Below are 12,907 nucleotides of genomic sequence, written 5' to 3' on the forward strand. Positions count from 1 at the left end.
CGAGCGGCGCGGTCCCGGCATGCGCGGTGTCGCCACCGGCGTGGTCGGCGGTGCCGCGCTCAGTCCCCGCCAGTGGCTGCGGGGGCGGGGACCGTGCTCCGGTACGCCATGGCCAGCCGAACGAAGCCTTCCTCAAGCGTCACCTGCGGTGACCAGCCCAGTGCCTCCCGGGTCCGGCGTTGGTCGAACCAGTGGGCGGTGGACAACTGCTCGGCCAGGAACCGGGTCATGGGCGGTTCCTCGGTGCGCCGAAGCGCCGACCAGAGCCGCTCCACCACGGCGCCGCCGGCCTTTGCCACGGCCACCGGCACCCGGAGCCTCGGTGACGCCGTACCGGCGGCGACGCAGATCCGGTCGACGAGCTCGTGCACCGTCCGCGGCTCACCGTTCGTCACGACAAATGCCTGTCCGTGTACGCCGACCTCGGGGGCCCGGTCGATCGCGGCGACGAGGGCGTCGGCGGCGTTGCTGACGTACGTCGTGTCGATCAGGGCGGTTCCCCGGCCGACCAGTGCCAGCCGGTTGCCCCGGGCCCGCTCGACGATCCGACCCACCAACTGGGTGTCGCCCGGCCCCCAGACCAGGTGGGGGCGGATCGCCACCACGGCGAAGCCGGGCGAGTCGGCGGCCAGCGCGAGCAACTCCGCCGAGGCCTTGCTCCGGGCGTAGTGGCCCCGGGCACGGTCCGGGTCGGCGGCGCCGGCGCCGACGCCGGCCAGGCCGGTGCCGTGGTGGGCCACCGACGGCGAGGACACGTGCACGAATCGCGTCACGCCGGCTGCCCGGGCGGCGGCGAGCAGGGTGGCCGTACCACCGATGTTGGTGTGTGCGAAGTGTTGCCACGGCCCGGTCATCGACACCTTCGCGGCCAGATGGACCACGGCGTCGACGCCTTCGGTGGCCACGCGTACCGCTTCCGGATCGGTGATGTCGCCGCGGTGCTCGTCGACCCCGACCAGGCCGCTGGGCCGACGCTGCAGGACGCGGACGTGGTCGCCGCGCATCCGCGCAGCCGCGGCGGTGGCGCCGCCGAGCATGCCGCTGGCACCGGTGACGAGGATCTTCACGGGCGGCGCAACCCCCCGCCGGCGAGCACTCGTTCCGCCCAGTGCCGCAGCCGGGTACGGTCGATCTTCGAGTTGTGGCGGATGTCCGTGGGCAGGGCCGGGACCACCAACACGGCCGCGACGGGTGTCGCGGCTGCGGCGCGTACCGCGGCGGCCAGGTCACGGCTGGCCATTCGGGCACGGCGGCTCCCGGGCAGGGTTTCGGCGATGACCACGACCTTTGCCACCCCGGGCGGTCCCACACCGACCACTGCGGCCCGCGCGATCTGCGGCAACGACTCGATTCGCTGTTCGGTCCCGACCGGAGTGAGCACGCCGTCGGACGTGACCAGGACGTGGGCAAGTCGACCCTGCACCCACAGTCGGCCGTCGGAATCCAGGTAGCCTACGTCGCCCGTGCGGTGCCATCCGGGATTGCGGGAGCTGTCCCGCTCGGTCAGCCAGAGCCCGTCGTATCGGTCCTTGACATGCGCGGCCCTGACCAGGATCTCGCCGGTGCGCCCAGGAGCGCAACCGGGTTGCTCGGCAGGCGTGCCGGTCGTGTCCAGGGCCGCGATCGCCACCTGGACACCGGGCAACGGCCGGCCGACGCAGACACCGTCGCCCGGCCCGGCGTCGACGATCTCGTCGAGGGTGACGTCGGTGACCGGGAGAACCTCGGTCATTCCGTAGGGGGTGTGCGGCTGCGCCTTGGGCATCAGCACCCGCGTCCGGGTGAGCAGCGCGGCGGGCACCGGCGCGCCCGCGCTGAGCAGCAATGTCACCCCCTGCAACGCGGCGCGGTGACGATCGTCCAACGCGTCGCCGGTGTCGACCACGTTGCGTAGCGCGGCCGGTGACGCGAACACCGCCGAGCCGTCGACCGCGGCTGCCGCCTCGGCGAGGGCGGTGGCGGTCAACGTCCCTGGTGCGGTGACCCTCATGTCCGGGATCGCCGAAGGGGCACCGAGAGCCGGCCCGAACAGTGCGAACGGCGCGAAAGCCGCCACGATCCCGGCGTCGGTGTTCACCCCGAGCTCGAACAGCGCGTCACGCATCGCGGCGAGTTGGCGATGGGTGTAAACCACACCCTTCGCCGGCCCGGTGGAACCGGAGGTGAACAGCACGGCCGCGTCGTCGTCCGGTTGTGGGGGGGCCGGAAGTTCCCGGACGTCGACACCGAGGCGGGCAAGCCCACCCAGGGTCAACGCCCCCAACGCGGCGGCACCCGGCCCGGCTCCGATACGCCGTCCGGGCCAGCCCATGGCCCGGGCGACGGCGAGGCCCCGGCCGACGGCCACCAGGTGCGCGGGGTCCGCGCTGCGCAGGGCCCGACTCATGCCGGCCAGTCCCAGACCCGGATCGACCACCACGATCACCGCACCGATGCGAAGACACGCGTAGACGGCGGCGGTCAGGTCGGCCCCGGGCGGTACGAGTAGTGCCACCCGATCACCGCGGCGCACTCCGGAGGCCGACAACCCGGCCCCGATCTCCCGGATCCGCTGCCACAACAGGGACCAGCTGACCTGCCGGCCGTTGTTCGCCAGCTCCACCAGGGCGACCGACCGGTCCTCGGCGCGCTCGGCCAACGCCGCCCACAGCGGACGCCATGGCACCGCCGGTGCCGGTGCAGATGCCGGAGTCGGGTCGGCGGGCCGGCGGTCCAGTTCAACCAGCCACCGAGCCACCGCACCGGCGACATCAGCATCCTCGGGGAGCAGGTGACCGGCGCCTTCGAACCGGTGCAACCGCGCATGCGGCAACCGGTTGCGCAGGTCCCGCAGATGCACGTCGCCGAAGACCGGGTCACGCGGCCCCCACAACAGCAGTGTCGGGATCTCCGCCAGCGTGTGCAGACCCTGTGCGACGTCTTGCAGCGCCTGCCAGCTCGCGTGGTCGGATCCGAGCGGGATGTCCGCGACGAAGCCGCCGATCGCCGCCCGCCGGTCCGCCCCACGGTACGGAGCGAGATAGCCCTCTCGCGCCGGCTCCGGCAGCCACGGGTTCGCCAGGGCGAGGGTGGCCTGCAGGAACGTCGGGGTCCGCACGGTCACCGCCGGCAGCACGCCGGGCAGCCGGGCCAGGCGGATCAGCGTGGGCGCCGGCGACCCACTCGGCTGGTGCACCGCGGTGTTGGTCAACACGACACCGCGTAGTTGATCACGGTGCCGCAGTGCCCAGCCCAACGAGATGGACCCGCCCCAGTCGTGCCCGACCGTGACCACCGGCCCGGTCAGTCCCAGCGCGTCGGTAACCGTGGTGAGGTCGTCGATCCGCTGCGCCAGCCCACGTACGGTGCCGGTGCGCTCGGAGAACCCCATGTCCAGGTGGTCCACGGCGACCACCCGCCACGCCGGTGCGTCAACCCGCCCGAACCGGGCCAACAGGTGTCGCCACAGGTACGACCAGGTCGGATTGCCGTGCACGCACAGGATGGTCCCCACGGGTCGGACCGGACCGGCCGACTCCTCGGCAGCGGTGTCCAGCACATGCCAGGTGCGCTGCACGCCCTGACTGTCTACCGCGGTGACCCACCGGGACCAGGCACTGTCCAGTCCCGACAGCCCGAGCGGCGACACGGTGTCTCGATTGCTCACCACACGATCTCCAGGGCACACGTGTTCAGGCCGGAGCCGACCCCCATACACAGCACCCGGTCACCTGAGTTGAGCGATCCGGCGTGGTGAGCCAGGGTCAGCGGCAGCGACGCCGGGCCGACGTTTCCCCACAACGGGAACGTCTCGGGAACCTTCCGAGGGTCGAGGCCGAGCCGGCTGACGACGCCGTGCGTGTGCGCCGCCGAAACCTGGTGCATGACGTAGAGGTCCATGTTCTGCCAGTCCCACGCCCCGGCGCGCGCCCAGGCCGCCGCCGCGAGGTCCACCCCCGCGTCGAGCAGACCCTTCGCGTCGGTACGCATCCGCGTGCTGTCCCCGACACACAGCGTGTGGTGTTGCGTGGCCGCCCGACTCACCCCGCCGACCAGGCGGTGCCCCTCCTGGTGGGCGTCGGCGGCGGCCAGCACCATCGCGGCGGCGCCTGACCCGAGGGTCAACGTGGCGAACTGCTCCCGGACGTCGTCGCGGGTGGAGTCGGACCGGCGTAACCGCTCGACCGTCGCCTGTTGCGCCTCGCGGGCACTCTCGCCCGCCACGATCAGCGCGTACCGGATCTGTCCGGCGTCGATCATGTTGGCAGCGACCTGGATCCCGTTGACGAACCCGAGGCAGGCATTGGCGATGTCGAAGTTCAAGGCCGACGGCGGCAGGTCCAGGGCGTGGTGGATCGCCACCGCCGTCGATGGCTCCAGATGCGCTCGAGACACGGACGTGTTGATCAGCAGGCCGACGTCATGCGCGTCGACACCCGCCTCCGACAGCGCCTTCGCTCCGGCAGTCGCCGCCGCGTCGGCAAACCCGAAACCCTCCGGCCACCAACGCCGCTCCTGGACGCCGGCGATCCGCTGAAGCATCCGTGGGCGCAACCTCAGCCGCCGGAAGGTCTCGCTCAGCTGCTCGTCGAACTGGTCGGAGGTGACGACGACCGGAGCTTCCACAGCCGCCACCGACATTATCGCCGTGTTCGTGTAGCGATACTCAGCGTTGCCACGCGTCATCCATCCTCCGCCCGTCGCCCACCTTGAGAACTCGAAGCTATCCGCCCGGTTCCACCAATCACCAACGGCCGATCGGTATCGCGGCGAACGTCACCCACCCGCGAACTTGCCCGGCGGGATTCCATGTCCTGGCCGGGGTGCGACGCGGCACCGACGCCGACGCCATCCGTACGACCGGCGTCGAACCGGTCATCCTCGCCATCACCGACGCCGAGCAGGTGGCGGCCCTCGCCGCCCGGGTCGGCGACGACCCGCGCACGGTGCACGCGCTGGTCAACAACGCGGGAATCCCGGTGAACGCGCCGGTCGAAGCACTGCCGATGGCGCAGTGGCGGCGGGTGTTCGAGGTCAACCTGTTCGGCAACGTCGCCGTCACCCAGGCACTCCTGCCCGCGCCCCTGCACGGCGGGGGTCGCGTGATCAACATCAGCTCGATCGGCGGCAAGGCCGCCATGCCGACCTACGGGGCGTACGCCGGTGCGGCTGCCCGCTGGTCCAGCCACGCCAGGATCGTCCCGGTCGTCTCCTGCGGTTTCTCCTGTTGGATCCAGTGACCGCAGTCCAGACCGACCACGTCCACGTTCGGCACGAATGCCGTCAACCTCTCCGCCCTGGCGACCGGGTCACGGTCGCCGTAGATCATGAGGGTGGGCTGTCGGATGATCGGGTCCGCAGCTGCCAGCAGCCGCCAGTTGCGGTCCAGGTTCCGGTACCAGTTGATTCCGCCCGTGAAGCCTGCCGACTCGAAGGCGGAGACGAAGACCGCCAGCTCGTCGTCGCTCATGACGGGCTCACCGGGCGGGGTTTCCGCCCTGGCGAGGTTGATCAGGGCGTTGCCCGGCTGGGGCTCTGCGGGGGGCACGTTCTTCCGGTACAGGTTCCGCAGGAACCGGAACGGGTTCTCCTCGAACACGGCGTCCGCGACGCCCGGCTGCCGGTTGAAGTGCACGAAGTAGAAGTCGGGGCCGAGCACGGCCTCCATAGCCTCGATCCACGGCACCTCTCCGCGCTCCTGGTAGGGCACGCTCAGCGCCACCACGCCGTTGACCCGGTGCGGGTGCAGCAGGGTCAGGCCCCAGACGACGAATGCGCCCCAGTCGTGGCCGACGAAGGTGGCGTCGGCGTAGCCGTAGTGATCGAGGAGGGCGACGAGGTCACCGGACAGCTGGGCGATGTCGTAGTCCGTCACGTCGGCGGGACGGGACGAGTTGCCGTAGCCCCGTTGGTTGGGGACGATCACGTGGTAGCCCGCCGCCGCCAGGGCCGGCACCTGATGACGCCAGGAGAAGGCGTGCTCCGGCCAGCCGTGACAGAGCACGATGGGACTACCTGCGTTGTGCCGGCCGGCTTCGAAGACTTCGAGTTCCACACCGTTGACCGCGATGCGGGTGGGCTCGGGAAAATCGGTTGTCATGCCGGCATCATGCCGACCGAAACCGGTCACCTCCTGACCGGTTTCCGTGGCAGTGTCGTCCGGGTGCGAGCCGACCGATTGGTGGCCATCCTCCTCCTGCTGCAACAGCGCGAACAGGTGACCGCGGCGGAGGTCGCCCGGGAGCTGGAGATCTCCGAGCGCACCGCCCGCCGCGACCTCGACGCCCTGGGCATGGCCGGCGTACCGGTGTATTCCGTGCAGGGCCGGGGCGGCGGCTGGCGCCTGGTGGGCGGCGCCCGCACCGACCTGTCCGGGTTGACCGCGGGTGAGGCCCGCGCCCTGTTCCTGGTCGCCGGCCCGGCCTCGGCGGTCACGCCGACGGTGAAGGCGGCGCTGCGCAAACTCGCCCACGCCCTGCCGGAGCCGTTCCGGGCGCAGGCCGAAGCGGCGTCGTCGTCACTCGTCATGGACCCGCAACGGTGGGGGTCGAGCCCGGTCGAGGCCCGACCGCCGCGTTTCCTCGGCGAACTCCAGGACGCGGTGATCCGCGGCGTCCAGGTCCGGCTCGGCTACGTCGACCGGGAACGCACCGGCACCGAGCGGACCGTCCACCCGCTGGGCATCGTCGCCAAGGGTCCGTCGTGGTACCTCGTCGCCACCACCGGGACCGGCCGGCGGACCTTCCGGATCGACCGCGTGTCCTCCGTCGCCCCGACCACCGATCCCGTGCACCGACCCGAGGACTTCGACCTCGCCGAGAGCTGGCGCGAGATCGCCGACGAGGTCGAGCGCCGGCGGACACCGGTCGAGGCCCACGCGACGTGCACGCCCCACGCGGTAGGCGTGCTCCGGATGGGGTTCGGCGCTCGACTCGACGTGGGAGGCTCCACCACCGACGGCCGTATCGAGGTCGTGATCCGCGGCAACGACGAGAGGATCCTCGCCGGCGAGCTTGCCGGGCTGGTCGACTACCTCGAGGTGACCGGCCCGCCGGGGGTGCGGGACCAGCTGGCCGCGATCGGCACCGTGCTCGTCGAGCGGTACGGCTCGCAGCAGCACGCGCCTCGGACGCCACGGCGATGAGCAACGTCGTCGACGGTGCTCCACGGTCAAGGCGACGCCGAATTTTGCATAGCCATTGAACTAATCCGGGTGCTGGACGTAGGGTCGGGTCCCGAGCTACGGAGGCATCGCCATGGGTGACGCGAGGACCCTCGTCGCCGGGGTCGATTCGTCGACCCAGTCGACCAAGGTCGTGGTCTGCGACGCCGAGACCGGCGAGGTGCTCCGCGCGGGCCGCGCCCCACACCCCGACGGCACCGAGATCGACCCACGGTCGTGGTGGGCCGCGTACGAGCAGGCCAGCGCCGGCCTGCTGGACGGAGTCGCCGCGATCGGCGTCGCCGGACAACAGCAGGGCATGGTCTGCCTCGACGACGCGGGCGAGGTGCTGCGCCCCGCCATCCTGTGGAACGACACCCGCTCGGCGCGTGCCGCCGTCGACCTGACCACCGAGTTCGGCGGCCCGAAGGCATGGGCCGACGCCGTCGGGCTGGTGCCGGTGGCCAGCTTCACGGTCACCAAGCTGCGCTGGTTCTCCCGCGCCGAGCCCGAGCTGGCGGACCGCACCAGCATGGTGCTGCTACCCCACGACTGGCTCACCCACCGGCTGCGCGCCGACGGCGGGGAGCCGACGACCGACCGGGGTGAGGCGTCCGGCACCGGCTACTGGTCACCGGCCGTCGGCGCGTACCGGCAGGACCTGGTGCGGCTCGCGTTCGGTCGGGACGTGGCACTCCCCCGGGTGGCCGGGCCGGCCGAGGTGGTCGGGGAGACCGCCTCCGGGGCGCTGCTCTCGGCCGGCACCGGCGACACCATGGGCGGGGCGCTCGGCGTCGACCTGCGGCCGGGTGACGTGGTGGTCTCGCTGGGCACCTCGGGGTGCGTGTACGGGCGCAGCGACGTACCGACCGCCGACGCCAGCGGGCTGGTGGCCGGGTACGCCGACGCGACCGGCCGGTTCCTGCCGCTGGTCTGCACGCTCAACGCGGCCCGGGTGCTGGTCACGGTCGCCGACCTGCTGGGCCGGTCACTGGCGGAGTTGGACGACCTGGCGCTCGCGGCGCAACCCGGCGCGGGCGGGTTGACCCTGCTGCCGTACCTGGACGGGGAACGCACCCCCGATCTGCCCGACGCGCGTGGCCTACTCGCCGGCCTGACCCGGGCGAACGCGTCGGCGGCGAACCTGGCGCGGGCCGCGGTGGAGGGCATGCTCGGCGGCATCGCCGACGCCCTCCACGCGCTGCGCGCCCAGGACGTCCCGGTCGACCGGGTGTTGCTGATCGGCGGTGCGGCGCGGTCCCGCGCGGTGCGGGCGGTCGCACCGGCGTTGTTCGGTGCGCCGGTGAGCGTGCCGCGCCCCGCCGAGTACGTGGCGCTCGGCGCGGCGCGGCAGGCCGCCTGGGCGCTGTCCGGCGACGTCGAGCCGCCGCCGTGGCCGGTGGAGGCCGAGGAGGCCACCGCCGACGGCACCCCCGGGGTCTACGAGCGCTACGTCGACGTCCGCCAACGGGCGCTACCGCTGCCGACGTGACCCCGGCGGCGCGGAGCGGGTCGGGCGCTGACGGCGATGCGCCCGGGTCCGTTCCGGGCGGTCACCGCCGACGACCGTCGCGGTGGCGTACGCGTTCTCCGGTACGCCCGCGACGCGGGCGACGCGCCAGCCGGACCCGGTGTCCAGCATTCGTCCGTCCGTCCGTCCGTCCGTCCGCCCGGCCGCAGCGCAGCGGAGCACCCGTCTGGCGCGGATGCCCCGCTGCGCAGGACCTCGTCCGGGGTGACTACCGGAAGGTGACGTCACTCCTGTTGACCTTGCAGTTGGCGTCGTTCCAGCCCTCACCGAGGTAGCTGGGTTCGCTGCCCTTGGGCACACCCTTGTACTTGCCGCAGATGGTGGCCGAGCCGATCACGACCACGCGGGTGATCGTGGCGGTGTCGTTCCAGTTGCTGTTGATGCCGGCGAGCATGTCGATGTCGTCGACCAGGACGTTGTCGATACGCACGTGGCGGGTGTACGAGGTGGTGCAGTTGCCGCAGCCGCGGTACAGCTTGCCGGACCCCTTCAGGTAGAAGCCGGAGATGTTGACCGTGCCGTTGCCGTTGTGCTGGAAGGTCTTGTCGCTGCCGCTGCGCGCACCGCCACCGATGATGTACGAGGTGCCGCCGTTGGTCTGCTTGAAGGTGGCGGCGTCCTCACCGATGTCGTTCCACCACACGTTGCGCAGGGTGCAGGTGCCTTCGCAGTGCACGCCGTCGCCGGCCGGCGAACCGAGGATGACGTTCTGCAGCGTGCCACCGTTGGCGATCTTGAACATCGGGTCCTGCGACTCGCCCTGCCCACCGTCACCGATGCAGCAGTAGGTCTTCATCCCGCCGTCGAACGTGCCGGAGACGTTGACCGTGCCGGAGATGCTGACCGAGCCGGCCGACGACGGCCACGCTCCGGTCGGCGTGCCCGGATTGCTGGTCGGGCCGGACGTCGGACTGCTGGTGGGACCGGAGGTCGGGGTCGACCCGCCGCTGGAGTACGTCTCGAACTCGGCGATCCGCGGGGTGCCGGACGCGCCGGTGATGACGAAGGAGATCTTCTTCAGCGACGTCGAGGAGAAGTTGACGGTGCTCGGGGCGCTGCTGCCGCTGGCCAGGACGGCGCCCGTGTCGTTGTTCTTGAGCTGCCAGCCGCTGATCGAGCCGCCGCCCGAGGCCAGCACGATGACGGCCGAGGACACCGTGGTGGCGCTGCCCCACTTGACCGAGATCGTGCCGGTCGATCCGCTCGGCGACCAGTAGGTGCCGGTGTTGCCGTCGATGACGTTGCCGTAGCTGGTACCGCTGGCCTTGCTGGAGCCGTCGGCGCCGGCGCCGAGGCTCAGGTTCGTGGCGGCCGAGGCGCTGGGAATCTGTAGCGCCAGCGCGACGACGGCGCCTGCGACCACGGTGGCGCTGCCGGCCAGCCACCGCGAGGCGACTTTGCGTCTCATCTGATCTCACCTTTCGAGCGGGAGCACCTGGTTTGGGAAAGCGCTTTCCATCAAAGATAGAGACCAGTCGATGATGAGGCAAGGGTCACACCTGACTCGTCCGGTTTGTCGCGAAAAAGCCGGTGCGGTGCACCGAGGCCGTCGGGCCGGGTCAGCGACGCGTCCGATCGCCGCAAGGGCGCTGCAAATCCCAGGACTGACAATGGCGTCGGCAAATTGCTCCGGACGGACCCGTCTGCGGACACCGACCGATGGTGCGCAACTATCATGGCGGGCAGTCGCGAGCGCTACGGACAGGAGGCACGCGTGCGGCTCCTCCTCACGTCCGCAGGGGTCACGAACGGGAGTATCCACGAGGCGCTGGTCGACCTACTGGGCAAACCGATCGCCGCCTCCAGTGCCCTCTGCATCCCCACGGCGCTGTACGGCAACCCCGTGTCCGGACCAGCCTCGGCCTGGCGTTTCATCACCGGTCAGACGCCGCTGCCCATGTGCGGCCTGGGCTGGGAGTCGCTGGGTGTCCTGGAGCTGACGGCGTTGCCCAGCATCGGCGGGCAGCGGTGGGTTCCCTGGGTGCGGGACGCCGACGTCATCCTCGTGGCCGGCGGCGATGCGGCATACCTGTGCCACTGGATGCGGCACTCCGGGCTGGCGGACCTCCTGCCGTCACTGCCGGACACCGTCTGGGTGGGGCTGAGTGCGGGGAGCATGGTGCTGACCCCCCGGATCGGCGCGGAATTCGTCGCGTGGCAGTCCGCGCCCGACGACCGCACACTGGGAGTCGTCGACTTCTCGATCTTCCCGCACCTGGGTCTTGAGCCCGACAACACCATGGCTGATGCCGAGAGATGGGCGGCCGAGATCGCGGGTCCGGCGTACGCCATCGACGATCAGACGGCCATCACGGTGACCGACGGCGTCGTCGAGGTCGTCTCCGAGGGGCAGTGGCGGCGGTTCCCCTCGTAGCTACGGCCAACGGCGGTCGCCTGGCGGAGCACCCGCTCGCTCCGCCACGTACCGCAGCCGAACACGCCGCGACGACCCGGCAAGGCGCCGTCAGCAGGCCGTGTCGTGCCTCGGCAGCTGCCCGTGCACCAGGTAGGCGGTGACGGTGCCGGTCAGGCAGGCGTTAGCCTGGCCGCTGAGCAGCGGCACATGGGTCTGCTTGTCCACAGTGACCAGCCGGGAGCCGGTGATGGCCCGGGCGGTCGCGATCGAGTTGGCCGGCGGCACCGAGGCGTCGCGCAGTGCGGCGACGACGAGTGCCGCCGGTGCCCGGTTGCCGACCAGCGGCGGTGTGTTGTCCCGGCTGACCGGCCAGAAGGCGCAGGGGTTGACGTTGGCGATCGACGGACCGAAGACCGGATGGCGGGTGCCGAGTCGGTTCAGGTCGCGGCGGTAGGTCGCCAGGTCACGGGGCCACGCGTCGTCGCCGCAGCGGAACGCCATGTTGACCGCGGTGTGGTTGTCCGCCGGCACGCCCGGGGTCCCGGGCAGGGGGGCCGGCCGCGGGTCGAGGGGGATCGGCGGCGGGATGTGGGCGAGGATGGCGGCCAGGTCGGTCGCGACCACCGGCCAGAACTGCTCGAAGTACGTCGCGATGACCGTCAGGGAGCCGAGTTCGCCGGCGGTCCACGCGTGGTCCCCGGCCACGATCGGGTCGAGCGCCGCCTCGGCGAAAGCCCCGCTCAGGGTTTGCGCGACCTCGGTCGGCGTGCCACCGAGCCCGAACGTCGCGTCGTTGTCGGCGAGATACCCGGTGAAGGCGGCGTAGTTGTCCTCGAAGGCCGGGAGCCGTTCCAGCTCGTAGGGCCGCCAGGCGAGGTCGAGGTCGACCGGGCTGTCCAGCACGAACCGGTCCGCCCGGTGCGGGAAGAGCGTGCCGTACGCGACGCCGAGCATCGCCGCGTACGACCCCCCGAGGAAGGACAGCTTCCGCTCGCCGAGGACTGCCCGGATGGCGTCCATGTCGCGGGCGGCCTGCGCGGTCGTGGCGAACGGCAACGCCCAACCGGCGTGCCGGGCGCAGGCACGGGCGTACTCACGGGCCTCGACGGCGGTGTCCTCCAGGGACTGGTACGTCGCGGTGCGCACCCAGTAGCCGCCCGGTTCCTCCTCCGGCTGGCCGCAGGTGATCGGGGTGCTGCGTTCGACGAAGCGCATGTCGAACCCGACGATGTCGTACCGGGCGAGCACCGCCGGATCGACGACGGCGGCGAGGTTCAGCGGCTCGGGCACACCGGCACCACCCGGTCCGCCACCCGTGGTGACCAGTACACCGCGGCGCAGCGCCGGGTCGGTCGCGGCCAGCCGGGAGATCATGATGTCGATCCTGGGGCCGGCCGGCCGCGCATGGTCGAGCGGCACCTCGACGGTGGCACAGCGCAGGCGCGTGTCATCGACACCGGGGCACGCCCGCCACGCGAGGGTCGCCCCGCTGGCCGTCCCGGCCAGGGCCGCTCCGGCCGGGGCGACGGCCATGGTGAGGCTGGCGACAACGACAGCGACCACCGCCCGCATCCACGCCTCCAACCATCGACGCCTATTCATCTGTGTCGCACACGCTAGGACGCACGCCTCCACACCGCAACGTGCCTTTTCCGGCAGCACTCTTGCGCTGCACGGTCAGGCGTCCACGGGTGGTTGTTCCACCGCTGGGCGCAGGCGGCGGTGGTGACGCTGCAGGCGACGCGTTCGGGAAGGTCGGCGTCACCGCCGCCGCCCGCAGGAGGAGTTCGTGGTATGGCGGGGCGGTTGCGGCGATGAAAAGCTGAAGTGTCCGTGCCCACTGAGGCCTAACCGCGTTCGGCGGCACGCCCGGTGATGT

At 71.6% G+C, this 12,907-nt stretch carries 10 protein-coding genes; 4 read left to right on the forward strand and 6 right to left on the reverse strand.

The genetic code is table 11. The features are described from left to right. Positions 1-59: 59 nt before the first annotated feature. The 3 genes from J7462_RS08800 to J7462_RS08810 are packed head-to-tail and all read right to left on the reverse strand — an operon-like array spanning position 60 to position 4,605. Entirely contained in the window at positions 60-1,067 is a 1,008-nt protein-coding gene (locus J7462_RS08800; protein WP_219463364.1) for an NAD(P)-dependent oxidoreductase, read from the reverse strand. After that, entirely contained in the window at positions 1,064-3,646 is a 2,583-nt protein-coding gene (locus tag J7462_RS08805; protein ID WP_219463365.1) for an alpha/beta fold hydrolase, read from the reverse strand. The genes J7462_RS08800 and J7462_RS08805 overlap by 4 nt, the downstream gene beginning before the upstream one ends. Further along, positions 3,643-4,605 carry a 3-oxoacyl-ACP synthase III gene (locus J7462_RS08810; RefSeq protein ID WP_219463367.1) on the reverse strand — a complete coding sequence of 321 codons (963 nt, stop codon included), beginning with the start codon at positions 4,603-4,605 and terminating at the stop codon, positions 3,643-3,645. Before J7462_RS08810 ends, J7462_RS08805 begins: the two co-directional genes overlap by 4 nt. Before the next feature lie 197 nt (positions 4,606-4,802). On the opposite strand from J7462_RS08810, the gene J7462_RS08815 reads away from it, so the two are divergent. Then, positions 4,803-5,219, forward strand: coding sequence for an SDR family NAD(P)-dependent oxidoreductase (locus J7462_RS08815; protein ID WP_219463369.1), 417 nt, complete (start codon positions 4,803-4,805; stop codon positions 5,217-5,219). Here J7462_RS08815 and J7462_RS08820 read toward each other — a convergent pair. Then, entirely contained in the window at positions 5,126-6,079 is a 954-nt protein-coding gene (locus tag J7462_RS08820; RefSeq protein ID WP_255597643.1) for an alpha/beta fold hydrolase, read from the reverse strand. The genes J7462_RS08815 and J7462_RS08820 overlap by 94 nt on opposite strands. A 63-nt stretch (positions 6,080-6,142) precedes the next feature. On the opposite strand from J7462_RS08820, the gene J7462_RS08825 reads away from it, so the two are divergent. Beyond that, positions 6,143-7,123: a WYL domain-containing protein gene (locus tag J7462_RS08825; RefSeq protein WP_308290832.1), complete on the forward strand. Its 981-nt coding sequence runs from the start codon at positions 6,143-6,145 to the stop codon at positions 7,121-7,123. Between the two features lie 112 nt (positions 7,124-7,235). Continuing rightward, positions 7,236-8,633, forward strand: coding sequence for a xylulokinase (gene xylB, locus J7462_RS08830; protein WP_219463375.1), 1,398 nt, complete (start codon positions 7,236-7,238; stop codon positions 8,631-8,633). Between the two features lie 247 nt (positions 8,634-8,880). On the opposite strand, the gene J7462_RS08835 is transcribed toward xylB, so the two are convergent. Further along, positions 8,881-10,080 (reverse strand): pectate lyase, encoded by a 1,200-nt coding sequence (locus tag J7462_RS08835; RefSeq protein WP_219463376.1) that lies wholly within the window; start codon positions 10,078-10,080, stop codon positions 8,881-8,883. Positions 10,081-10,386: 306 nt separating this feature from the next. Between J7462_RS08835 and J7462_RS08840 the strand changes: the two genes are divergently transcribed. After that, entirely contained in the window at positions 10,387-11,046 is a 660-nt protein-coding gene (locus J7462_RS08840; RefSeq protein ID WP_219470147.1) for a Type 1 glutamine amidotransferase-like domain-containing protein, read from the forward strand. 90 nt (positions 11,047-11,136) lie between these two features. Here J7462_RS08840 and J7462_RS08845 read toward each other — a convergent pair whose 3' ends face one another. Continuing rightward, positions 11,137-12,630, reverse strand: a complete 1,494-nt coding sequence (locus tag J7462_RS08845) for an alpha/beta fold hydrolase (RefSeq protein WP_219463378.1) — start codon at positions 12,628-12,630, stop codon at positions 11,137-11,139. Positions 12,631-12,907: the final 277 nt, after the last annotated feature.

It is taken from the genome of Micromonospora sp. RL09-050-HVF-A (assembly GCF_019374995.1).
Classification (GTDB): Bacteria; Actinomycetota; Actinomycetes; order Mycobacteriales; family Micromonosporaceae; genus Micromonospora; species Micromonospora antibiotica.

Excerpts from the sequence above, each read along its gene's own strand:
- xylB (WP_219463375.1), top strand. The coding sequence starts at position 7,236 with ATGGGTGACGCGAGGACCCTCGTCGCCGGGGTCGATTCGTCGACCCAG.
- J7462_RS08845 (WP_219463378.1), bottom strand. The coding sequence starts at position 12,630 with ATGAATAGGCGTCGATGGTTGGAGGCGTGGATGCGGGCGGTGGTCGCT.
- J7462_RS08835 (WP_219463376.1), bottom strand. The coding sequence starts at position 10,080 with ATGAGACGCAAAGTCGCCTCGCGGTGGCTGGCCGGCAGCGCCACCGTG.
- J7462_RS08820 (WP_255597643.1), bottom strand. The coding sequence starts at position 6,079 with ATGACAACCGATTTTCCCGAGCCCACCCGCATCGCGGTCAACGGTGTG.